The 24,842-nt window shown below is 63.6% G+C and carries 15 protein-coding genes; 7 read left to right on the top strand and 8 right to left on the bottom strand.

The features are described from left to right. The first annotated feature begins 3 nt into the window (after positions 1 to 3). From GSQ75_RS15085 to GSQ75_RS15095, 3 genes are all read left to right on the top strand, one after another. Complete coding sequence (locus tag GSQ75_RS15085) at positions 4 to 3,792, top strand: translocation/assembly module TamB domain-containing protein (RefSeq protein ID WP_158755665.1); 3,789 nt, start codon at positions 4 to 6, stop codon at positions 3,790 to 3,792. A 537-nt stretch (positions 3,793 to 4,329) separates the two neighbouring features. Next, entirely contained in the window at positions 4,330 to 6,021 is a 1,692-nt protein-coding gene (locus tag GSQ75_RS15090) for a DUF3300 domain-containing protein (protein ID WP_216840692.1), read from the top strand. A gap of 219 nt (positions 6,022 to 6,240) precedes the next feature. Further along, the gene (locus tag GSQ75_RS15095) at positions 6,241 to 8,316 is read left to right on the top strand and encodes a M13 family metallopeptidase (RefSeq protein ID WP_158755666.1); all 2,076 of its coding nucleotides are present in this window, start codon (positions 6,241 to 6,243) and stop codon (positions 8,314 to 8,316) included. Positions 8,317 to 8,367: 51 nt separating this feature from the next. Here GSQ75_RS15095 and murD read toward each other — a convergent pair whose 3' ends face one another. The 7 genes from murD to GSQ75_RS15130 form a co-directional block, all read right to left on the bottom strand. Next, positions 8,368 to 9,741 carry a UDP-N-acetylmuramoyl-L-alanine--D-glutamate ligase gene (murD, locus tag GSQ75_RS15100; RefSeq protein ID WP_158755667.1) on the bottom strand — a complete coding sequence of 458 codons (1,374 nt, stop codon included), beginning with the start codon at positions 9,739 to 9,741 and terminating at the stop codon, positions 8,368 to 8,370. Then, positions 9,741 to 11,084 (bottom strand): UDP-N-acetyl-alpha-D-muramoyl-L-alanyl-L-glutamate epimerase, encoded by a 1,344-nt coding sequence (murL, locus tag GSQ75_RS15105; RefSeq protein ID WP_158755668.1) that lies wholly within the window; start codon positions 11,082 to 11,084, stop codon positions 9,741 to 9,743. Before murL ends, murD begins: the two co-directional genes overlap by 1 nt. 26 nt (positions 11,085 to 11,110) lie before the next feature. Then, on the bottom strand, positions 11,111 to 13,723 hold the full coding sequence (locus GSQ75_RS15110) for a bifunctional aspartate kinase/diaminopimelate decarboxylase (RefSeq protein ID WP_256369806.1): 2,613 nt from the start codon (positions 13,721 to 13,723) through the stop codon (positions 11,111 to 11,113). A gap of 158 nt (positions 13,724 to 13,881) precedes the next feature. Beyond that, entirely contained in the window at positions 13,882 to 15,396 is a 1,515-nt protein-coding gene (locus tag GSQ75_RS15115; protein ID WP_158755669.1) for a fumarate hydratase, read from the bottom strand. A gap of 140 nt (positions 15,397 to 15,536) precedes the next feature. Next, positions 15,537 to 16,118 (bottom strand): outer membrane beta-barrel protein, encoded by a 582-nt coding sequence (locus tag GSQ75_RS15120; RefSeq protein ID WP_158755670.1) that lies wholly within the window; start codon positions 16,116 to 16,118, stop codon positions 15,537 to 15,539. Between the two features lie 447 nt (positions 16,119 to 16,565). Continuing rightward, a complete protein-coding gene (locus tag GSQ75_RS15125; RefSeq protein ID WP_216840693.1) occupies positions 16,566 to 16,760 on the bottom strand; it encodes a hypothetical protein in 195 nt (64 codons plus the stop codon). A gap of 142 nt (positions 16,761 to 16,902) precedes the next feature. Further along, positions 16,903 to 17,184, bottom strand: a complete 282-nt coding sequence (locus tag GSQ75_RS15130) for a hypothetical protein (RefSeq protein ID WP_158755672.1) — start codon at positions 17,182 to 17,184, stop codon at positions 16,903 to 16,905. A 307-nt stretch (positions 17,185 to 17,491) separates the two neighbouring features. On the opposite strand from GSQ75_RS15130, the gene GSQ75_RS15135 reads away from it, so the two are divergent. Genes GSQ75_RS15135 through GSQ75_RS15150 form a run of 4 tightly spaced genes read left to right on the top strand, consistent with a single transcriptional unit; the run spans position 17,492 to position 22,184 of the window. Continuing rightward, the gene (locus GSQ75_RS15135; RefSeq protein WP_158755673.1) at positions 17,492 to 18,811 is read left to right on the top strand and encodes an amino acid permease; all 1,320 of its coding nucleotides are present in this window, start codon (positions 17,492 to 17,494) and stop codon (positions 18,809 to 18,811) included. 51 nt (positions 18,812 to 18,862) lie between these two features. Next, entirely contained in the window at positions 18,863 to 19,399 is a 537-nt protein-coding gene (locus GSQ75_RS15140; RefSeq protein WP_158755674.1) for a (2Fe-2S)-binding protein, read from the top strand. Continuing rightward, entirely contained in the window at positions 19,396 to 21,651 is a 2,256-nt protein-coding gene (locus GSQ75_RS15145; protein ID WP_158755675.1) for a molybdopterin cofactor-binding domain-containing protein, read from the top strand. Before GSQ75_RS15140 ends, GSQ75_RS15145 begins: the two co-directional genes overlap by 4 nt. Before the next feature lie 59 nt (positions 21,652 to 21,710). Continuing rightward, the gene (locus GSQ75_RS15150) at positions 21,711 to 22,184 is read left to right on the top strand and encodes a hypothetical protein (RefSeq protein ID WP_216840694.1); all 474 of its coding nucleotides are present in this window, start codon (positions 21,711 to 21,713) and stop codon (positions 22,182 to 22,184) included. A gap of 673 nt (positions 22,185 to 22,857) precedes the next feature. Here the strand turns inward: GSQ75_RS15150 and GSQ75_RS15160 are convergent. Beyond that, positions 22,858 to 24,837, bottom strand: a complete 1,980-nt coding sequence (locus tag GSQ75_RS15160; RefSeq protein WP_174236739.1) for a hypothetical protein — start codon at positions 24,835 to 24,837, stop codon at positions 22,858 to 22,860. Between the last annotated feature and the right edge of the window lie 5 nt (positions 24,838 to 24,842).

The following is a 24,842-nucleotide window of genomic DNA, read 5'->3' on the forward strand; positions in this document are numbered from 1 at the left end:
GCGATGACCGAGACCAGCAGCCAGACCACCACGCCCAAGGCACGCCGCCGCTGGCTGCGCTGGCTCGGGCTGGCCTTGCTGCTGGCAATCGTGCTGCTGGTCGGCACCGGCAGCTGGTTACTCGGCACGGCTTCCGGCCTGCGTTTCGTACTCGCCCGCGCTCAGAGCGCCACCCACGGCGCGCTCCGCGTGCAGCAGGCGCAAGGCCGCTTGCTCGGGCCATTCGATCTTGTCGGCGTCCACTACGACGACGGCAACGGCACCGTGCTCAACCTGGCGAAGGCACACCTCGACCTGCGTTTATGGTCGCTGCTGGCCAGGCGCGTGCATGTCGTCACGCTCGATGTCGATGGTGTCGAGGTGACGTTGCCACCAAGCTCACCACAGGAACAGGGCAGCAGTTCGTTTTCGCTGAAGCCGCCGCTGGAGCTGCTGCTGGATCGCGTGCATGTCGGCGCGGTGCAGGTGACGCAGGGCGGCCAGCTGGTCTTCGCCTCCAATAGCCTCGACCTCGCCGGCAGCTGGACCAGCCGCGGCATCGCACTGAACCGGCTCGCACTGCAGGCCCCGGACGGCCACGCCGCCCTCATCGGCAAGCTGGCGATCGGCCAGCGCTATCAGGGTGACGGCAACGCCAGCTTTGCCTGGAAAGTCGGCAGCACCGACTACGCCGGCAACCTCGCCGGCCACAGCGACGGCAAGCTCGCCCACCTCGATCTCAGGCTCAGCCAGCCGATCGCGGCACAACTTCAGCTGGATCTCAACCAGGATGGCGGCGACGCGTGGACCGCCACGCTCGACACACCGCGTTTCGATCCTGCGCCACTGCTTGGGACCAGCGCGATCAAGACACTGGCGATCGCCATGCAAGCTCACGGCGACCGCCATGCTGGCACGCTCGATGGCCGGCTCGATCTCAACGAATACCAGCTGCTGCTGCAACCGTTGCATGCGCAGTTAAGCGATGACTTCAAGACGCTGACGCTGCAGCAGCTCAAGCTTGCTTCGCCGCAGGTCAAGGGCAGTATCGTTGCAAGCGGTGTCGTGCAGCTTGGCGCAAACCCCCTCAATGCCACGCTGGATATCCGTTGGAATGATCTGCAGCTTCCGGCCGATCTGGTCGGCCAGACCCTGCTCAGCCACGGCGAGCTGAAGGTAAACGGCAGCGTCGATGCCTATCACGCCGAAGGCGATGTCGCGATCGGTCCACCTGGCAAGCTCGCCAGCTTGAGTTTGAATCTGGATGGCACACCAAAGCAGATCGCCCTGCACACGCTAGCGTTGAAACAGCCGCAAGGGGGCCTGCAGGCCAACGGCACAGTGACCCTGCAACCGGCGCTGACCTGGCAGGCCGAAGCCAACGCCACCCGGTTCGATCCCGGCCAGTTGTTCGCCGGCTGGAGTGGCGCGTTGGATTTCGACATCGCCAGCAGTGGCACGTTGCCGCAGGATCGCCCCGACGTCACGCTGGAGATCCACAAGCTTGCCGGCAAGCTGCGTGATCGCAGCATCGGCGGCAGCGGCAAGCTACATCTGTCACCAAACGATGTCGTCGACGGTCAACTCAAGCTCAACTCGGGCGGCAGTACGGTGCTGGTCGATGCCAGACCCGGTGTGCGCAACGACGCCGACTTGAAACTGGCAATCGCCTCACTCGGCGACTGGCTGCCAAATGCTGGCGGCCATCTGGACGGCCATTTCAATATCGGCGGGAAGCTGCCGAAACTCAGCATCAATGGCCAGCTGCAGGGACAGTCGCTGGTCTGGCAGCAACAGCGGGCAGACACGCTGCGGCTGATTGCAGGCATTCCCGACATCAGCCACCCGGCCGGCAAGCTGGATCTGCAGGCCGCCGGCGTGCATCTGCAGGGGCTGACCTTCCAGCAGGTCAACCTGCTGGCCGAAGGCAGCCAGGGCGATCACCGGCTGGACCTCGACGTGCGCGGCACGCAACTCTCCGGCCAGCTGGCCGTACACGGCGCACTCAAGGGCACGGTCTGGAACGGCACGCTGGCCACCCTCAACTTCGATCCGCAAGGCATGCCGGGCTGGCGGCTGCAACAACCCGCACAGCTGGGTTACAACGATGGCGCGATGAGCCTGTCCGAACTCTGCCTGAGTGCCGGTGAGCCCCTGCTGTGCATCGCCGCAAAACGGGACAAGGGCGGCAACCTCGATGCCAGCTATCGGTTGCATGCCCTGCCACTGGCCCTGCTGCTGAACGCTGCCGGCGAAGCCGCATTGCCGGTGCGGGCCGACGGCGTGCTGGAAGGCAACGGCAAGCTCCATCGCAGCGCAGCCGGCGCACTCAACGGTGCCGCCTCCATCACTTCGGCTCGCGGCAGCATCACTTATACCGATCATGCCGACGCACCGCTGCTGAGCTATGACCAGTTGCGCCTGAATGCCGAACTCGGCCCGACAAGCCAGCGTATCGACGTGCACAGTGGACTCGACCAGGGTGGCCTTCTGGATGGCCAGATCACCATCGCCGGCAGCCAGCAATCACTAGGTGGTCAGCTCACGCTGCGCATGAACAGCCTCGCTTTCGTCGAACTGTTCAGCAACGAAGTGGCGAACGTGAAAGGCAATCTCGATGGTGCATTCCGTTTCGACGGGACGCTGAAACAGCCGGCCATCAGTGGCCATGCCACGGTCGCCGATTTCGTCGCTGAAGTGCCCACGGCAGGGCTCAAGCTGAGCCAGGGCCGGCTCGCGATCAGCACCAGCGATGCGCAGCAGTTCCGTATCGATGGCAGCGTGCAGTCCGGCAAGGGAAGCGTGGCGATCAATGGTGTCGCCGGACTCGGCACCAGCGCGCAAACCGCGATCACGCTCAAGGGCAGTCAGTTCACTGCCGCGGATATCCCTTCCGCCAAGGTGGCGATCTCGCCGGACCTGCTCGTCAAGCAGGATGCCAAGGGCATCGACATTGGTGGCACCGTCACCCTGGACAGTGCCGACGTGAATGCAGACAAGCTGCCCGGCGCCGGCGCCACCAAAGCATCGCCCGACGTGGTGGTGATCGACCAGAGGCAGCAGGAACAGGCCGCCGGCCAGCTGCCGATCAGCGCACTGGTCAAGGTGGACCTCGGCCGCAAGACCCACCTGATCGGCATGGGGTTGGATGGCAAGCTGAGCGGGGTACTCACGGTCAATGAACGTCCCGGCCGCGCCACCACCGGCCAGGGCCAGATCGCCGTCGACGGCACCTATCGCGCCTACGGCCAAAGCCTGCAGATCCAGCGCGGCCAGTTGCTGTTCGCCAGCACGCCGATCGACAACCCGGGCCTGAACATCCGCGCCGTGCGCAAGCTCAACCCGACCGCCACCATCGACGAAGGCCAGGAAGTCGGCTTGCTGATATCCGGCACGGCGCAACGGCCGATCCTCACCGTGTTCTCCAACCCGGTGATGGAACAGTCCGATGCGTTGTCCTACCTGGTCACCGGCAAGCCGCTGTCGCAGGTGAAGGGCGGCGAAGGCGACATGGTCGGCGCCGCTGCGCAGGCGCTCGGCTCGGCTGCCGGCGACCTGCTCGCCAAGAATGTGGGCTCCAAGCTCGGCGTGGATGAGATCGGCGTCTCAAGCAACGAAGCGCTCGGCGGCAATTCCGCGTTCACGGTCGGCAAGTACTTGTCGCCGCGTCTGTACCTCAGCTATGGCGTTGGGTTGTTCCAACCCGGCCAGGTGATCATTCTGCGTTACCGATTCAGTCATCGCTGGAATTTCGAGATACAGAACGCTACCGACTTCGACCGTGCCAGCTTCAACTACCGCTACGAAAGATAAGACCTGACCTCATGAAGGCCTGTTGCAGTGGCACGGCCGCATCAACACCTAACCTCATGATCACAATTTCGTAACCCATTCTGCCGATAGTGGTTACAGCCACTGCTGTTCAAGTGGAAACCATGACGGAATCAGAAAAGAGAGAATGGCGTTGGGCTTACGCCAAGATACGTAGCCTGTACTGCAACCGGTTCACTGCCGCCTATCGCGCCACCTTGTTCGCTCTACGCGGCGATAGTGGGCGCTTCATGAGCCATGGCGGGGGCATGCTGTCCAGATTGAGAAGATGAGTCAATCCAAGGATTTTCAATCAGGGGGCGGAAAACCGCGTGCCGTAGCGTGTTGATTGATAGTCAAACAGCCCGTCAGCGCAACTCGAACGTGCCCTCGGCATGCGTCACGCCCTGCATGCTGGCGAGCTGTGATGATGGCGCAAGTTATCGCTTTGAATATTGCGTCGTGACAGCGCACGTTCAAACATCGCCCTGATAATCGATTCAACCCAGCACGTTTACCCTGCCACCTGGAGATACTCCCTTGATCCGCAAGCCACTTGCTCGTAATGCGATGTATACCCTGCTCTGCGCAGGCTTCGTGGTGCTCGCCGGCTGCAATCAAGCGCCCGCACCTGCCGCAGGGCCGGCCGGCACATCCACGGCATCCTCGGCCGCTTCGGCACCAGCGCCGGCGCAATCCACAGCCGCGCAGGCGGCACCATACACACCACCTACAGCCGATCAGCTGTACCAGTTGGTGGCTCCCATCGCCTTGTTCCCGGACAACCTGGTCGCCCAGGTGCTGGCCGGATCGACCTTTCCGGACCAGATCACGGCCGCGGACAATTTCCTGACCCAGAACCCGAGCTTGAAAGGCGCCCCATTGCTGGCGCAGGTCAACACGCAGCCGTGGGATGCCAGCGTCAAGTCACTGACCACCTTCCCTTCCGTGCTTGATCAGATGGCCAGGAACGCCCAGTGGACCAGCGCCCTGGGCGAGGCCTACGTCAACGACCCGACCGATGTGATGAACGCCATCCAGGTGATGCGTCAGCGCGCGTCCCAGAAGGGCAATCTGCGCAGCACGGCGCAGCAGGTCGTCCAAACCCAGCCGGCAACAGCCGCTGATAACGCCACGTATGCCGACGACGGGCAGCAACCTGCCTATGACGGTCCATCCGTGGTGGAGGCGCCGCCCCAATACATCGAAATCGCGCCGGCGCAATCGGACACGGTCTATGTACCGAGCTACGACCCGCAGACCGTCTACGGCGGCGATGTGCCGGTCTACCCGAGCTACAGCTACCAGCCGCAGGGTTACAGCACCGGTGAAATCGTGACGGCCGGCGCCATTACCTTCGGCGCGGGCATCCTGATCGGGTCGTTACTGGAAGGCCATCACCATGACGGCGGCGGCTACAACAATCAGCCACCGCCCGGCGGTGGCTGGAACAGCTGGGGCATGAACTGGGGCGGTCGTGGTGCCGGCGGTGGTCAGCAGCGGCCAGCGGTCATCCACAACAATTCGACCTACGTGTCGAACTCCACCACCGTGGTCAATCGCTACACCACCAACAACGTCAACAACAGCCGCACGACGATCAACAATGTAAATAACGTCAACAACAGCCGCAACCAGGTCGTGCAGAACCGCAACGCCAGCAATCAAATCGCCAATAATTTCCCGCGTCCGGCCACCAACGAAAATCCGGCGACAGCGCCGCGTGGAGGCATGTCGATGCCGCATTTCGGCAACACGCCACCGCAGGCTGCAACCGCCGCAGGAGAGCGTCCGTTGTCGCACGTGCCGAACAACCTGACGCGACCAGCTGAAGGGGCACCTCATGTTGAAGGGGCACCTCATGCCAGCATGTTGCATACCCTGCCGACCCATGCGCCGGTAACCGAACCGAACCGTGAAGCGCGTCCTGCACCCGTTGCCCGACCACCGCAGCCGCAGCCGCCGCGCGAAGCTGCCAGGCCGATGCCGCAGCACGCCAGCCCCGTGGCACCGCATGAAGCAGCTCCTCGCCTTGCACCACGACCTGTGCCAGTACCTCACGTGGCTCCCGCACCGCGTCAAGCCCCACCACCGCGTGAGGCTGCACCGCCCCGCCAGCCTGCTGCACCGCGTCAGGTTCAGGCGCCACGTCCCAATGCAGCGCATCCAGCACCTCCCGCGCACCCGAATACCGACAAAGACAAGAAAGACGACAAGAACGGCCATTCCTGATCTGACGCTGTCACGCCCGCATCGCCAGGGATGGCGCGGGCGCATAGATCAGCACGAGCCTGTCGTCCAGCCGGCAATGGCCATCTTCCGCCCCGATGAGTACGGCTGGCTTCAGTCGGCATCACGCGTGACGCAGCTATCCGCTAGCCCATAAGTCATGCGCACAAAGCCGGGCCGGCGGACTATCGTGGGCGTCTGACTCCTGCCGGGATAGAAGCCATGCGACATGTCCGTTGGATCCTGACCGCCGCGGTGCTATGCGGCTCAAGCGCATGGGCAGTCACGCCCATGCCGATGGCGCAGCAGCAGGCTGGCAGCAACCCCTCCGGCGTGGACCTGGCGGGCATCGACCACAGCGTGAAGCCGGGCGACGACTTCGACGGCTATGCCAACGGCACCTGGCGCAAGACCGCAGTGATCCCGGCCGACCGCGCCAGCACCGGCATCTTCCTGCAGGTGTTCGAGAAGGCGGAACAGCGGAATGCCGAATTGATCAAGGCCGCTGCCGCGAACAAAGCACCGACCGGAAGCAACGAGCGCAAGATCGCGGACTACTACGCGGCCTACATGGATCAGGCCAGCATCGACGCACACGGCCTGAGGCCGCTGCGGCCACAACTGCGCAGGATCGACGCGATCAGGACCCGCAGCGATCTAGCCAGCGTGCTGGGCAGCCAGCTGCGCGCGGATGTCGATCCGATCAACGCCACCAACTTCAGCACCGAACACCTGTTCGGCCTGTTCGTGACGCAGGGACTGGAAGATCCCTCGCACAACGTGGCCTACCTGCTGCAAGGCGGCCTGGGCATGCCCAACCGCGACTATTACCTCGACCCCGACAAGGACATGGCCGGCTTCCGAACGAAGTACCAGGTCTACATCGCCACGCAGCTTGAGGAAGCCGGCGTGGTCGATGCAGACGCCAAGGCGAAGGCCATCTTCGATCTGGAGACAAAGATTGCCAAGGCGCAGGAGAGCCTGGTCGACAGCGAGGACGTACACAAGGCAAACAACCCATGGAGCATGGCGGACTTCGCCAGCAAGGCACCCGGCCTCGACTGGGTCGCCTATTTCCATGCTGCCGGCCTCGATACGCAGAAGCAGATCGTGGCATGGCAGCCGCGCGCCATCACCGGCCTGGCGACGCTGGTCGCTAGCGAGCCACTCGACACCTGGAAAGCCTATCTCGCGTTCCATACCATCAACCACAGCGCCGGCATGTTGCCCAAGGCGTTTGCCGACGCCAGCTTCGAGTTCTACGGCCACACCTTGCAGGGAACACCGAAGCAGCGTGACCGCTGGAAGCGCGCGATCGGCGCCGTCAACAACGATCTCGGCGATGCGGTCGGCCAGATCTACGTGAAGAAATACTTCCCGGCCTCATCCAAGGCGCAGGTACAGCAGATGGTCAGCAACATCCTCGCTGCCTTCGCCGACCGCGTCGATGCGCTGGACTGGATGACGCCGGCAACCAAGCAGAAGGCCAAGGCGAAGATCGCCACCGTCCGTGTCGGCGTCGGCTACCCGGAAACCTGGCGCAACTATGCCGATCTGGAAATCCGCCCGGACGACGCGGTCGGCAACCACCTGCGCGCCGAGGAACACGAATACCAGCACCAGCTGGGCAAGCTCGGTCAGCCGGTGGACAAGGGCGAGTGGTGGATGACCCCGCAAACCGTCAACGCGGTGAACCTGCCGCTGCAGAATGCGCTGAACTTCCCCGCCGCGATTCTCGAGGCACCGTTCTTCGATCCGAAAGCCGATGCCGCGGCGAACTACGGCTCGATCGGCGCGGTGATCGGTCACGAGATCAGTCATAGCTTCGACAACACCGGCGCCGACTTCGACGCGGACGGCCGCATGGCGAACTGGTGGACACCGGAAGACGAAGCCCACTTCAAGGCCGCCGGCCAGAAACTGGTGGCGCAGTACAGCGCCTATGAGCCGCTCCCGGGCCTGCACATCAACGGCCAGCAGACGCTGGGCGAAAACATCGCCGACGTGTCGGGCCTGACCATCTCCTGGCTCGCCTATCACAAGTCGCTGGGCGGCAAGCAGGCGCCGGTGATCGACGGCCTCACCGGCGACCAGCGCTTCTTCCTCGCCTTCGCCCAGTCCTGGCGCGAGAAAACCCGCGATGCGGCATTGCGCGCCCAGGTAATTTCCGACGGTCACTCACCCGGCAACTTTCGCGCAGAAACCGTGCGCAACCTCGATGCCTGGTATGACGCGTTCTCGCCCAAGCCGGGCGAGAAGCTGTATCTCGCGCCGAAGGATCGGGTGAAGATCTGGTAAGTGTGGTGCAGGGCTTGCGGCAATCCATCGCAAGCCCTGCGACAGGACGGCTTAGCTGATACCAAGTCCCTCGATACCGACGATTGTGCCAGCATCGAAACCGCCGATCTCGGCAAAACGCCGACCACGCTCGGCATAGTCCTTGAACTGGTCAAAGCTGGGTGCGCCGGGTGACAGCAGGATCACGCCATCCTTCGGCGTGCGCGCTTTCGCCTCGGCCACTGCACTGGCGAGATCGTCGACGCGCACGATCGGGCAACGCACTTCGGCCGCACGCAATGCCGCCTCGATGCGGGTACCGCTGTTGCCCATGCAAATGATCGCGTTCGGTGGTGTGCCACCCATAGCCTCGACGAACGGCGTCCAGTCCAGCCCGCGGTCATGCCCACCGACCAGCACGCTCACCGCGCGACCGTGCAGGCTTTCCAGCGCTGCCAGGGTCGCCAGCGGCGTGGTGCTGATCGAGTCGTTGATCCAGTACCAGCCAGCGTATTCGCCCAGCGTCTGCAGGCGATGCGGCAACGGCCGGAAATGCGCCAATGCCGGTGCCGCAGCCAAGGCATCCATGCCGACCGCGGCCAGCGCCGCCAGCGCGGCGCAGGCATTGAGTGCGTTGTGCAGGCCCGGCGCGGCGAGCTGATCGATCGGAAAGACGTCCTGCGTGCCACGGCGGATGAAACCGTCGGCGACGTGCCAGCCTGTCGGCTGACCGAACTGCACGCGGTGCGGATGCCCCTGTGTGCGTTCCAGCAGCGCCGGCTGCAGCGCATTGACCAGCAGCTGTTGCGAGACGTCAGCCAGACGCAGCTTGTCCGCGACGTAACGCTCACGCGAGCCATGCCAGTCCAGATGTTCCTCATACAGACTGGTGACCACGCCAAGTTCCAGTGGACCCGCCTCGCCGGTCTGAAAGCTGGACAGCTCGATCACCCACAGATCGGCCGATTGATCCAGCAGCTCCAGCAGTGGCAGGCCGATATTGCCCGCGAGTGCGGTGTGCATGCCAAGCGCGCGCGTCAGATGCGCGATCAACGCACTGGTGGTGCTCTTGCCCTTGGTACCGGTGACGGCAATCACGCGCGCAGGCCGGCCTTGATCGATGCCGTTCTCGCCAAACCACAGCGCGGTGCCGGACGTGAAACGCGTGCCCTGTGCCTGTGCCGCCAGCAGTGCAGGCTTGTAGGCCGAGATGCCGGGCGACTTGATCACTATATCGAAGGCCGCGAGTACCACAGTATCGGGCTCCACGGCATGCACGTCGAGCGCCGCATCGAATGCCTGTGCCGCGTCCACCTCAGCAGGCGAACAGAACAACGTCAAGGATTGCCGCGGCAATCGCTTGCGCAGCGCCGTGATCGCCGCACGTCCTTCACGACCGAAGCCCCAGACAGCGACACGCTGGCCATCCAGATCGGCAATGCGCATTAGCCGATCGTCGCCAGTGCGGGCTGCAATCGAAGCGGAACGCGTTGCTCAGCCGATGCCCGCAGCCACGGCTCTAGCGCCAGTTGCGTAGCATCCAGTTGCGGCAGGATCTCGCTGCCGAAGCGCGCAACAAGCGCGTCTTCCTGCCATTCCGGGCGCTGGCTCAACGCATACATCGCGGCGCGTGCTTCAGCGCCCTCGCCCACGCATTCGAACGGTTTGTGGTCCTGGTACTCCAGCAGCGCATCGAAGCCACCTGCCTGCGCTTCGTCATCCAGCAGGTTGCGGCCGAAGATGGAAAGCAGCCGTGGTTTGGGCAGGAACGGCGCCAGCGCGAGAAACACGAAATGGCATTTCGGACACTGCCCGCACCAGCGATCGGCCGGCTTCGGGCCTAGGATCCGGAAGTTGCGGTTGCAGCTGGAGAACACATCGAAGTACGGCGTCAGCTTCGCGAAGGCGCGAGTGATGGCCAGCTCCGAATACGGCCGCAGCAGCGAGCAGTAATCGAGATCGCTGGCTACATGCGTGTGCAGCCAGTTGCCGAGCAGCTGCTCGAACGCGTAGCCCTTGCTCCACTGGTGGTTCACCTGCTGGCCTTCGTACTCCAGCGTGGCTGCCGAGGCGGAACGCTCGTTGGCGAACGCGATCGAGTCGTAGCCATAGAGGATCGCGGCAACGGCGAGGATCGCCGAGTTCACCGCGGTCACCGGGATATGCCCGTTCCACGCGCCGAGCCGGTTCAGCTCGAACAGTCCGGGCGCCAGTTCGCGCTGGATGTTCAGCATCGGCAGGCCGGTGCGCTCGGCGCAGGCAGCGATCAATGCCGAATTGCCGACCCATACGGCAGTCGCGTCGCCACCGATCGACTTGATCGCCTCGATCGCCACCAGCGAATCCTTGCCACCGCCGATCGGCACCAAGGTGCGTTTAGGCAAACCTGCGGCCTTTACCTCCGACGGCACTGCGCCACCACGCGGGAACGCAATACGCCCACGCAGATCCAGCCCGTTGCGATACGCAAACTCGGCCAGCCCGTGCAGGTACAGCTGATCCAGCAGCTCGGCGGTGGCATCGTCGAGTGGACCGCTGGCCACCTCGATCTTCGGCGGTACGCCAGCCTTGTAGTAGCTGACGCCGGCAATCAGATGCAGCAGTTTCAACGCAGCATCAAATGCCGCGGCATGTTCCGCAGGTACCGCCGGCGCATTCGGGAAATGGATCCGTTCGACCAGCTCCTCGCCGTCGTCGAATGCATACACTAGCTCGGCCACGCCATCGGCATAGCTACCGCGCACGAAGCGGAACAGCCGGGTCAACCGCGGTTGAATCATGTTGCTCACCAATACTTTCTCCAGCGCCGTGGCGCCTATTCGATCACGATCTCGTCGGCTTCGTCGCGCAGGTTGTACGGCGAGGACATTACCTTGCCGTAGGCACCGGCCTGGGCAATCAGCATCACGTCACCCTCCAACGCCTCGGGCAGGCGGCGATCGGTGCCCAGCACATCGCCACTCTCACAGATCGGACCCACCACCTGGTACAGCGCGGTGGCTGGCTCATCGAGCCGGGTGAGATTGACGATCTCGTGCCAGGCGTCATACAGCGCGGGACGGATCAGGCTGTTCATGCCAGTGTCGACACCCAGGTAACGCAGCTGAGCCTTGCCCTTCTGCTGGGTTACCCGCGTCAACAGTACGCCGGCATCGGCGACCAGGTAACGGCCGGGTTCCATCCACAGTTGATATTGCGGATAGGCCGCCTTCACTTCGCGCAGCACGCGATCGAGTTCGGCGATGTCGAGCCGCGCCTCACCCGGGTGCGATGGCACGCCGAGACCGCCACCGATATTCAGGAACGCCACGCTGCCGATGCGCTCGGCAAGGCTGGCCAGTTGCGCGTAGACCTCGCCCCAGTGACTGGCATCGAGTACACCTGAACCCAGATGCGCATGCAGGCCACGAATCGTCACGTTGTGGGTTTCGGCAAGTTGCAGGAAGTTGGCAAGCTGGTCCAGCGGCAGGCCGAACTTGCTGCCGCTGCCGCCCGTGCGCACTTTCTCGTGATGGCCCAGGCCGCGACCCAGATCCACCCGCAGCACGATCTCTCTGTCGTGGAACAATTCGCCCCAATGCTCGATCGGATACAACGAATCCAGCGTCACTGTGGCGTGGGTACCAAGCGCAAAGACGTAATCCTCGCGTGGTGCGAAATTCGGCGTGAACAGCAGCGGCGTAGCCTCTGGCACGATCGCACTGACGGCTTTCAATTCGCCAGGCGAGACACACTCGAACGCGAAACCTTCCGCGACCAGCGTGCGCAGGATTTCCGGATGGGTATTCGCCTTGACCGCGTAGTGCAGTCGATTGACTACCGTGAGCGACTTCAGCTCGCGCGCCTGCTGGCGCACCGTCGGCAGGTGATAGACGTAACGCGGTGTGGCTTCGGCGGCCAGTTCCAGCAGGCGTGCCCGCTGTGACTCGCGCCACCAGGCCGTCGCAGTTCCGGACGCTTCGCCACTGCCATACAGCGCCTGCCAGCTGGGACCGAACAACGCGCTGTCATCGGTGCGCAAGGCGCCGGCGGCGATCAGCAGGTCATGCAGATGCGGCAACAGCGTGTCGACCACTTCCTCATCAACCACGAAAGTGAGATTGAGGTTGTTCGACGACTGCGAAATCATGTGCACGCGCAACTGGCCGAACTCGGCCAGCACGCCAGACAACGTGTGCAACAGCGAACGCATGCCGCGGCCGACCAGGGTGATCGCCGCGCATGGCGCGATCACCTTGACCCGGCACACTTTGGCGAGGTCGGTGGCCAGCGCCGCGATCGCATCGGAGTCGAGCAAATTCTCGGTGGGGTCGAGCGACACCGTGACATTGGTCTCGGCCGAGCCGATCAGGTCCACCGACAGCCCATGCTGCTTGAAGTGCGTGAATACGTCGGCCAGAAAACCGACCTGCTGCCACATGCCGACCGATTCCATCGATACCAGGGTGATGCCCTTGCGCGCGCTGATCGCCTTGACGCTGGGCGCATGTGCGCGCACTTCCGGACCGATCACCGTGCCATCCAGCTCGGGCCGGTTGGTGTCCTTGATCAGCAGCGGCACGCGCGACTCGCGCAACGGCGACAGGCAGCGCGGATGCAGCACCTTGGCACCGGTGGAGGCGATTTCCTGCGCCTCCTCGTAATCCAGTCGCTGCAACAGACGCGCACCCGGCACCTGCCTGGGATTGGCAGTGAACATGCCGGCCACGTCGGTCCAGATCTCCACCCGCTGTGCCTTCAGAAGCGCGCCGAAGTAGGAGGCGGAGGTGTCCGAGCCACCGCGACCCAGCAGCACGGTGCGACCTTGCGACTCACGGGCGATGAAGCCCTGGGTGATGAACACGTCGCCCAGTGTGGCCAGTCGCGCAGCCAGCACCGGGTTGGGTCGCGAATCGACCATTGAGGACAGCAGCCGGGTGCGCTCGTTCTGATTCGGCAACGCGATCGCGGCGAGACAGTCGCGCGCATCAAGCCACTGTGTGGGTAACCCACTATGGCTGAGAAAGGCCGCGCCGAGTGCGCTGGAGAGCAGCTCACCATGGGCCTGGATCGCCGCTGCCCATGCCAGCTCGCCCAACACAGCCGAGCCACCTTCAGCCAGCGTGGCCAGTTCGGTCAACCGCGCATCGAGCGTATCCGGAACCGCCAGCTGCATGTGGTCGAGCAGGTCGTAGTGACGCTGTGCGATCGCCTTGGCAGCCTCGATGCGTTTGCCCTTGTCGCCCTGTGTGCACAGTTGTTTGAGTGCGTCGGTGATGCCGGTAAGCGCCGAAACGACCACCAGTACCCGCGCGCCTTCGGCACGACGGCTGGCTACCAGCTCCAGAATGTTCTGCCAGCGCGGCAGGGTGGCGACACTGGTGCCGCCAAACTTCATCACGATCCAGGATGCGTCAGCGTGGAGCGACGCGGGGCTTTGCGGATTCACGGCTACCTTCAGTGGCGGTGGTGGGAAAATAATCCGGCCAGTGTTGCGCCGCAGCAGCCGGATTGCAATGGCAAAATGTTTGGACGTCCAAACGTCCGCGTATGTCGCATGCGCGACATACGATCATTACCGTTCACAGAAGGACAGCGCGACGCACGTCAGGCCACGACCACGGGGATCTTGCCGATCCGCGCCTGCCATTCCTTCGGACCGGTCTGATGCACCGAGGTACCCGCTGAATCCACTGCCACCGTCACCGGCATGTCCTGCACGGTGAACTCGTAGATCGCCTCCATACCGAGATCGGCGAAGCCGACCACGCGCGAAGCCTTGATCGCCTTGGACACCAGGTAGGCCGCACCGCCCACGGCCATCAGATAGACCGACTGGTGCTTCTTGATTGCCTCGATCGCGGCCGGACCGCGCTCAGCCTTGCCGACCATGCCGAGCAGACCGGTCTGTGCCAGCACCTGCTCGGTGAACTTGTCCATGCGGGTGGCGGTGGTGGGACCGGCGGGGCCCACCACTTCGTCGCGCACCGCGTCGACCGGGCCGACGTAGTAGATGAAGCGGCCCTTGAAGTCGACTGGCAGCGACTCGCCCTTGTTCAACATCTCGACCATGCGCTTGTGCGCGGCATCGCGTCCGGTCAGCAGTTTGCCGTTGAGCAGCAGCACTTCGCCCGGCTTCCAGCTCGCCACTTCCTCGCGCGTCACCGTATCGAGGTTCACCCGTCGGCCCTTCGAGCTGTCGTAGGTCAGCTTCGGCCAGTCTTCCAGCGACGGCGGATCGAGCATCACCGGGCCGGAACCGTCCAGCGTGAAGTGCGCATGGCGGGTAGCGGCGCAGTTCGGGATCAGTGCCACCGGCAGGTTCGCCGCATGGGTCGGGTAATCCTTGATCTTGATGTCAAGCACGGTGGTGAGGCCACCCAAGCCCTGCGCACCGATGCCGAGCGCGTTGACCTTCTCGTACAGCTCGATGCGCAGTTCCTCGGCGCGATTGCTCGGGCCGCGAGCGATCAGCTCCTGAATGTCGATCGGCTCCATCAGCGCCTCCTTCGCCAGCAGCATCGCCTTCTCGGCGGTGCCGCCGATACCGAGACCGAGCATGCCTGGCGGGCACCAGCCGGCGCCCATCGTGGGCACGGTCTTCAACACCCAGTCGACGATCGAGTCGGACGGATTGAGCATCACGAACTTCGATTTCGCCTCGGAGCCGCCGCCCTTCGCCGCCACGATCACATCGAGCTTGTCGCCCGGCACGATCGAGACATTGATGATCGCCGGCGTGTTGTCCTTGGTATTGATGCGCTTGCCCGCGGGGTCGGCCAGGATGCTGGCGCGCAGCTTGTTGTCCGGGTCGTTGTAGGCACGGCGTACACCCTCGTTGACCATCTCATCCAGCGAAAGCGTTGCGTCCCACTGCACGTTCATGCCGACCTTGAGGAACACAGTGACGATGCCAGTGTCCTGGCACAACGGCCGATGACCCTCAGCCGCCATGCGCGAGTTGATCAGGATCTGCGCCATCGCGTCTTTCGCCGCCGGACTTTCCTCGCGCTCATAGGCGGCCGCGAGACCCTTGATGTAGTCAACCGGGTGGTAATAGCTGATGTACTGCAGCGCGTCGGCGACGGACTGGATCAGATCGTTTTGCTTGATGATGGTCATGGCGATGGCTTCGACTTCGGGGGAAGGCGCCGGAACGACCGTCCGCAGCGCGCAAGCCGCCTATTGTGCCGCAACCTGGCCCAGCCTCAAAAAACAGCGGCCGCACAGGGCGGCCGCTGTTTTGACGCAAGTGCGATCATTCAGAAGCGATATTCGGCAAATGCCGAGGTCACCCCGATATAGCCGCGAAACTGCAGGCCATCGGCCCTCGCTCTTGCACGATATAGGTCGTAGTCCAAGCCAAGGCTGAAGTGTGGCGTGATGTCATAACCGACGCCGAGACCGGCGTAACCGCCATTGCCACTGATGCTTTGCGAACCGTAACCGCTGACGCTTGCTTTAAGCGTGGAATGGAGATAGCCGCCGCGACCGGAGATGTACCAATTATTCCCAAACTTGTACTTGAGGTTGAGGCCTGCCAATGGACCCTTGCCCTGATCGGTGGCACGGGCGCTGATGCCGTCTATGTTTACCGGGCCGTGGATCGAACCCAGGTCGACATAACCGACTTCGACGCCAAAATTCCAGGTGTCGTTATACCAGGTGTATCCCGCACGTATGGCGGAGCTGAAAGCCGTGTTGTTGGTCGCGGTACCGCTGTTATAACTCGACTGCCCCAGATTGCCGTTGATGAAAAATGTGCCTGGATCGGTGGCGAACGAACTGCCCGAAGCTGCCATCAGCACGGCAGCAATGGCGGTTATCTGAAATCGCTTATTCATAAGCTTCCCTGTTTGGTCGTATTTGCCCCTCGCAGCCCCATGCACGCGAGAACGCGCATTCTTGCTAATTTGCCGGCACATAAGCAATCGACGCAGAAAAATGCGCAGCGCTTAATGGATCAACCAGTCGCGTCGCAAAAACCTACTTCCAGGCGATACTTTCGCCCGGTAAATGGAGCATGCGGTTTCGCAGGATCTGGGGCTGGGTCCGGCAATCTTCAGGGGGACCGCCGTGCTGCTGACGGGAGGCACTACGAGTAGACGAAACGCGGCAAGGCCTGGCCAAGCGATAGAACAACTCTGCACGGCCGGCGGCCGCGTGACTGGTGTGTACTCGAGCTTGGCTAGGCAACCTGCCGCCAAATTGACCCATCCCGAAAACGCCAACGGCCACGCGAGGTGGCTGCTGGGCCGTTTCCATTGCCCGTTACGTAGCGTGCGCTCGGTTCAGAAGCGGTATTCGGCGGACACCGAATACAACGCGACATTGACCCCGGTGCCCGTGCCATTGCTGATTGGGTGCGCGTGGTAGTTGTCGTAGCTCAGGCCAATACTGACATTCGATGGCAGGTTGTACCCCGCACCCACACCAAGATACTCGCCAGTGCCGGTTGAAGAAAAATTGTAGTGTTCCACTGCCATATACGTTTTAAGGGAGGCGCAGTCATGAATCCCGTCCCCTCGCTCTCGACTTGTGAGTGGAACCAGCCGCCACGAGCCGACACGTACCAGTTGTCATTGATGTTGTACTTCAGGTTGCCGCCCGGCAACCAATCGCGACTTTTCACGTCATTCGTGTAGTAGTTGTTGGCAAATCCCGGCAATGTCCGCATGGACTGACCAGGTCAACATAACCGGCTTCAACACCGAAGTCCGCCACGCTATGCCAGCGGTAGCCAAAACGCAGCGCGCCGGCCGTATCCTTCGTATCCGGGTTGCCACCAATGTATAAATTGTAGTGAGCTGTGTTGTACGTGGAGGCGACGCTGTAATCCGCCTGACCGGCATCGACATTCACGTAGAAGTTGCCGCCATCCGCCAAAGAACCCGTGGAAATACCACCCATGGCCAGACCCACACAGCCATCATCAACTTGTTCATTGCGATTTTCCTTTTTCGACAGTGATCAGTGAATGCCGCTCAAGAATCTATGCAGATGGCAACTTTCTGAGTTCGTCTTTACGTGCTTTTGTCCCTGGTGATCTTGCAAGACAGCTCAACGTAATCATGCACAGCGCGACATGCATGTAACGGTTGACTATATGGATCGCCAGCACGCCTATCGTCATTGCCAATCTGCACATGCGGGGCGCGCTTGCCGCGTGGCGACGCGGCCGTCATGCTTCGGCCTTCCTTGGTTAAAGCCGCTTGCCATGCCCAGACCCGATAGTGGTTACCAGCGCAGTCTACGTCCGTGGGACGCCGCGCTGATCGTGGTCGGCGGCATTATCGGCGGCGGCATCTTTCTCAACCCGGGCATTGCCGCGCAGCGCACCGACTCGGGCCTGACCTTGCTGCTGATGTGGGCCGGCGCCGGTGTACTCACCCTGATCGGCGCGCTGTGCTACGCCGAGCTCGGTGCACGTCGACCCCACGCGGGCGGCACTTATGTGTACCTGCGCGAGGCGTTCGGGCCGCTGGCCGGGTTCCTGTTCGGCTGGACCATGCTGTTGGTGATCTATTCCGGCTCCACCGCCGCGGTGGCGACCATCTTCGCCAGCTATACGGCGGCGGCGTTCGGCCTGCCACCGTCGATGGCGTTGCCGCTGACCATCGGCGCGTTGGTATTCGTCAGCGGGATCAATTTGTTCGGTATCCGCCTGGGCGCGCAGATCCAGAACCTGTTCGCCCTGCTCAAGCTGCTGGCGGTGGCGGTGCTGGTGGTATGCGGCCTGTTCCTCGCGGGTGCCGGTCATGGCCAGATCCTGGCCGTCGACCCGGCCCGTAATGACGTCGGTTTCATCGGTGCGGCGCTGCCGGTGCTGTTTGCCTATTCCGGTTTCACCTATCTCAACAATCTGGCCGGCGAAGTGCGCGATCCACAACGCACGCTGCCACGTGCACTGTTCCTCGGCATGCTGCTGGTGATCGCCGCCTACGTGCTGGTCAACGTGGCTTATCTGGCCGTGCTCGGTCATGCCGGGCTCGCGGCCAGCCGCGCGCCGGCAGCGGACGTGATGCAGCAGGTATTCGGCCCGCTCGGTGCCAAGGTGATCGCGCTGGGGGTGGCGATCTCCACGCTGGGCTTCTGCAACATCACCCTGGTCGCCGGCGCGCGGGTGCTGCAAGTGATGGGCGAGGATGGGCTGTTCTTCCACGCGGTGGCGCGGCTGCATCCGCGCTATCGCACGCCGAACACGGCGTTGCTGTTGCTGGCCGGCTGGGCGATCGTGCTGGCACTGTCGGGCAGCTATGGCCAACTGCTGGATTACGCCACGTTCGGCGACTGGCTGGCCTGCGCGGCCGGCGTCGCCACACTGTTCTGGTATCGCCGCCGCGATGGCGGTTCGGCCAGTTTCAAGGTCCCCGGCTACCCATGGCTGCCGCTGCTGTTCATCGGCACCGTGGCGTGGGTGGTGGTAATGACGATGCGCGACAACCCGCGCAACGCCGGCATCGGCGCACTGATCATGGCCGCCGGCGTGCCGGTGTATCTGGTCTGGCGCCACTTGTTCAGTCGCGCACGCACCTAAGTCATCGGCAGCAATGCCACAATGTGCGGATAGGACTCAAGGAGATGTTGGATGGCGCCAGTGCAAGCCCAGGCCGTGCCGGTCACTTCGGACAGCAGCATCGTGGCCGAGAAGGTGCGCGACGGCATTGATCTCGAGATCAACGGCGAGCATTACCGTCACACGGGCGATCCGCAGATGCCGCTGCTGTGGTACCTGCGCGACATACTGCGGCTGACTGGCACCAAGTACGCCGGCGGCCACGACTCCACCGGTGCCGATCTGGTGCTCATAGATGGCAATGCCGTCTCGGCGATCACCCAGCCGATGGCGAAACTGGCCGACAAGTCGGTGACCACGGTAGAGGGGCTGGCTGCAAACGACGGCGGCCTGCATCCGGTGCAACAGGCTTTCATCGACGAGGATGCGATCGGTTGCGGCTATTGCACGCCCGGCTGGCTGATTGCGTCGGTCGACCTGCTCAAGCGCAAGCCTCATCCGACCGATGACGATATCGACCAGCTGCCCAATCTGTGCCGCTGCGGCTGCCAGACTCGCGTGCGCCGTGCCATCAAGCGCGTTGCCGCCGGCAAGGTGAGCCAGCTATGAGCGACAGCATCCGACTTTCGCGTCGCCGTTTCCTGCAAGTGCTGGCCGGTGGCGCCGGCGTGCTGCTGGTCGGCATCCGTACGGCCAGCGCGACCGATGCGCCGCTGCCGGCTGCCATGCTCGGCGATACTTTTTACGACCTCGGCGCGTACGTGCGCATCGACAGCGACGGCAATGTGCTGATCGGCGCGCGCGATCCGGATACCGGCACTGGCGTGGCCACCTCGCTGCCGCGGATCATCGCCGATGAACTCGATGCCGACTGGAAAAGCGTCAGCGTGGTGCCGCTCGGGCTCGGCGTGACTGACAACAACGGCCAGCCTCGTTGGACCTACGGACGTCAGGTCGGTGGCACCGGCGGATCGATTCCTGCCGCCTGGAACGATCTGCGCAGCGTGGGCGCGCTGGCACGCTGGCTGCTGCTGCAGGCTGCGGCCCGTCGGTTTGGCGTGGCGGCCGATCGACTGCGCTGCGATTCCGGCACAGTGATCGCGCCGGACGGCCGCCGCCTCAGCTATGGCAGCCTCGCCGGCGACGCCAGCAAGATCGCCCTGCCGAACAATCCACCAGCACCCAAGACACCTGATCGTTACCAGCTGATCGGCAGTCCCGCCGGCGACGTGGATGCACGCGAGATCGTCACCGGTCAGACGCAATATGCGATCGACCACTACTACGGCGACGCGCTGGTCGCCGTACTGGTGCATTGCCCCTGGCCGGATGGCACGCTGGCAAGCTTCGACTTCGCCGACGCCAAGGCCGTCAAGGGCGTGGTGGACGTGATCTCGCTCAAACCCGAGCCCGGCCAGCCGCTGGGCAGCACGGTGATTGCACCGGCGGTGGCCGTGCTGGCCGAAGACACCTGGTCGGCGCTGCAGGGACGGCAGAAGCTCAAGCTCGAATGGAAGCCCGGTGCCAGCGGCAGCGAAAACAGCGCCGTACTGGAACAGCAGGCCGATGCCCTGCTTGCCGGCAAGACAGCTCCCACCTCGCGCGTGCGCGACGACGGCGACGTCGATGCCGCCGGCAAGAAAGCCGCGCGCCGGCTGCAGGCAAGCTATTACCAGCCGTGGCTGGCGCATGCCACCGCCGAGCCGATGAATTGCATGGTGCGACTGGAGAAGGATCACGCCAGCGTGGTCGTTCCGACCCAGGCGCCACAGAAAGCCTGGGCCGTGGTGCAACGCCTCACCGGCCTCGGCCCCGACCAGATCGAGGTCAGCGTGCCGCGCGTCGGTGGTGGTTACGGCCGCCGGCTTGACCACGACTATGTTGCCGAAGCGGTGATGCTGGCCAAGGTCGTCAACAAACCGGTGCGCCTGCTATGGATGCGCGAACAGGATCTCGAGCACGACTACTACCGCTCCGGCAGCGTGCACCAACTCAGCATGACCATGGATCGCAAGCGCCAGTTGATCGGCTGGGACCAGCGCATGGCCAGCGCTTCGGCCCTGGTGCATCGCGGTGTACCGGACAACCGCCTGTGGACTTCCGAACTGCAGGCCGACCAGTTGCCCGCCGCGCTGGTGCCGAACTATCGCAGTGACTGGTACGCCCTCAACTCTGCGATCCCGCGTGGCCCGATGCGCGGCATGCCGCACCTGAGCAACGCATTCGCGGTGGAAAGCTTCATCGACGAAATCGCGCACAGCATGAAGGAGGATCCGCTCGACACCCACATGCGCCTGCTCGGTACACCGCGCCAGCTGTCGCTGAGCGCGGGCGGCGTGCTGGACACCGCGCGCCTGATCAACGTGCTGAAGCTGGTCACCGACCGCATCGGCTGGAAGAACTGGCTGCACAGCGTCAACGGGCTGGGCATCGCCTGCTGGCATGTCGAAGGCGCTTATGTGGCGCACGCGATCGAGGTGGCGATGCAGGGTGAGAAGCTGGTCATCGAGCGCGCCGTCTGCGCCGTCGACGTCGGTCGCGTCATCAATCCGACAGGACTGGAAGGCCAGGTCGCTGGCGCAACTCTCGACGCGCTCTCCATCGCACTCAACTTGGCGATCACCTTCAAGGATGGCCAGATCCAGCAACACAACCTGAAGGATTACCCGCTGGCCAGCATGGCCCAACTGCCTGATGCCGTGGAAGTAATCGTGGTTCCCCATGATGACCTGCCACCCATCGGCGCCAGTTTTCTCGCCATGCCCACCGCTGCTCCGGCCCTGGCGAACGCGGTGTTCCGCGCCACCGCCGTACGCGTTCGGCGACTGCCGCTGATGAAGGAGTTGCTGCGGCTGCTGTGACCGAGTGGCGCCCCGCTGGTGAGGGCGTATCGTGCATGCTCCCCAGAACCAGGTTCCCCATGGCAACGAAAATGCTCTTTCCTCAGGAAGGCTTCCTGAGCCATCTGGAACTTCCCGACGCGCCCGCTCTGCAGGCAGCAGGCGTACCGCTTTCCCCGCTCCTGGCCCGGATTCTTTTCGCTTCGGATGGAACCGAGGAACTGACGAAAGCCGCCGGCTACCTGATCCAGCTGTTGAAAGCCCGCAAGGCCACGCTGCAGGCGTCGTTCGACACCGAGCTGGTCGCCGGCGAGCTGCGTCGCCACCAGAAGTTCGCCAAAGCAGGGCAGCCATCGCCCCATATCGTCCAGCTCCGGCAGCAGCAGGCCGCCGCACGGCAAGCCTCCAGCCAGTCGAAGCAGTCGTTCATCCAGGCCGCCGCTGCTTTCGTGCGGGAAGCCGGTATCCAGGTTCCCCAGCGGGTGGCGCTCGAGGTGTTCATCACCCACTGGATCGATGCCAATGTGCCGAAGGAATTCGTCTCCGCGGCATAACAAGGCCAGCCCGTGCTGCGTCCCACTGAACGAGTCGGACAAGATCGATTGGATCGCATGGAACCGTGAATTTCCGCTCTCGACGGCGGGTTCAACCGCTCGCTGATACGCTGTGACGCAAACCAGTGAGAGCCGAGCATGATAGAGCAGCATTCAAATCACCCCGTCGTGTTCTACGCTTCGATTTGGATTGCGATGGCTCTACTAGTTGGCGCGCTAACTGGCTCAGTAAACCTTGTTCGATATCGCGCAATGGCTTCGGACGGTGTCATGTCATCGGGGATAGTTCTATCTCTGGAGCCCGGCAATCATCAGACCATTCATTATTCTTATCGCGTGGACGACAGGACGTACAAAGGATTCGGCGACTTAGGTTTTGGCAACCCTCCTTTTGAGTCATTAAGAGCTGGAGATTCGGTAACGGTCTATTACCGCGCAACCGACCCAAGCGTATCTATCCTTGGTGATCCCGTGACCAGACTGAATAACGAAATCGAAAGCGTCCTGGGCGCAATGCTTTTGCTTCCATCCATTCTCGTTGGAATCATCGCGGTGCGGAGGAGATCGAGACGATTCACATAGGATTCGCGTCAAGAGAAGCAGCAAAGAGCAGGTCAATTCTCGCGCCGCCATAAGTGGAAATGTCGGCGATACATTACCTGTGTAGAAAACACTAATGGAACTGGTCGCTCGCCGGCACCCATGAGCTGGACGACGATCCTGCTGGATGGGCCAGCTTGACTGGCAGCGTGATGGCTTCACAGCCAGGTGGCGGTGGGCCGCCGGCAACGCGTGCTTCGGCGCATTGCACACTGTTGTCGAGCTTGAGTGGGGCTACCGGAGCAGCGGTGCTGATCGCAGGCGCGGGCGCGGCCACCGGATTAGCCGGTGCCAGGTGCAGGCGGTCATAGACCTTGGCGGCGACGGGTGCGGGCGGCGGATCAGGGTTGTCGCAGCCGAATAGAGCCATCGGCAGCAGCGGTACCACCTTGCATTCCACGCGCACGCCACGTGGCAAATGGAAGGTATGCGCCACGGTGGTTTTTTCCACCGCATGACGCAGCGCAGTATCGACCGAGCTCTCGCCTTCCGGTGTCCAGTCGCTGTCGAAGCGTGTCGGCTTGTAGCCGATATTCGGGGTGCCGTGACCCATGACCTCGGCGTCGCCTTGCGGTTTCAGTTGCACGTAACCGCCAAGCGCACCCTGCTTCGCGCCCTCGGCAGCGCCAGGCTGGTTGCCGCCGAGCTGGCCCGGCCCCTGCTCCTTGCCACCGACGCCCTTGGCGCTGCCTTGCCCGGGTTTGGGCTCGGCTCCATTGGCATGGCTGCTTTCGCTCTCCGGCGCGGTCGCCACGCCACTGGGCACACCCGGCGTAGCGGTGTCGCTGCCCATTGGAGTGGCATTGGGCGCGGTCCTGACGTCACGTTCCGTGCCGGCCTGGCTCGAGTTCGGTGCGGTCGCCGGCTGTTCGCTGGCGGCAGGTGATGTCGATTCGACCGGCTTGCTCGCCGTCGACGGTGACTGGGCAGGTGCCGTGGCGACCTCGGGCGGCGCGCTGAGTTGTGGTCGCTCGATGGATGGCTGGATGGCCGGCGCGGATGCCTTGTTGATGTCCTCGATCTTCACCGTCGGCACTGGCAGCGGCACTTGTGCGGGTGCCGCTGGCGCCAGCGGCACGGCTGCCAGCTCGGCCTCGGCCACCTCGATCTTTGGCGCCTGCAGCTGTGGCTTCTCGTGCGGCACCGTTGGACTAGGCACGCTCAACTGGGCCGACAGATTTACCGTGGGCGCCGGCTGCGCCGGTAGCGGAATCGGTTGCAGCTCAGGTACTGGTGGAGCGGCAGATATATCTGCACGAACCGGTGTCACGCTGGCTGGCGCGCTGGACTTGGGCACCATGGTATTCAACGTGATGCTCGATATGGTAATCGGCGGCGCTGCCTGCATCGGCAACTCAGGCAGCGCCAGCGATGCGGGCGGCGGTTGCGGACGAGTGCCTTCGAGTTGTGGCCTGCGCACCGATTCGGGCTGGAACTTCGGCGGCACCGGCGGCTGCAACGAGGGTATCGGCAGGTTCACTGTCGGCGGCTCGACAGCCAGCGGAATCGGTTGCAGCTGAGGTGCCGGTGCCGGCTTCGGCAGGCTCACCGGAGGCGTGGGTGCGGCCACCGGTTTTGGAGTCGAAGCACTGGATTTCAGCGCCTGTGCAACGACTGGCGGCGCCGGGGCAGGCTGTGCTTCGGCAACGGTCACTTGCATACCCGCGCTGCTCTGGCTGCTGGATAAAGGCCGGCTGGCGCGCCCCTGGTGGCGCGGCCCCAATTCCTTCGGCGGCGTGCCGAGCACGGGCGGCGGTGGCGGCGGCTCGGGTGCTTCGATCAAACGCACCTGCAGAAACTGCTCCTTCGACTCAGGCGGCAGCTTCACTACATACGCCGGGCCGAGCACGAAGGCGAACAGGAATACCAGATGCAGCAGCAGCGCACCCACCGCCGCGATGATACGTATGCCCCGCTCGCGTGGGCTTTCCCGGTTGCGCCGACGGTAGACACTGGCACGAGCAGCAGCGGCCCGCGGCGAGCTCAGGATCGCCCGCGACGGATGGCTGGCGGGACGGCTGGTGTCAGGCTGATCCGGGGGCGGCAAGGGCATGCGAC

This window comes from Dyella sp. S184 (assembly GCF_009766065.1).
Classification (GTDB): domain Bacteria; phylum Pseudomonadota; class Gammaproteobacteria; order Xanthomonadales; family Rhodanobacteraceae; genus Rhodanobacter.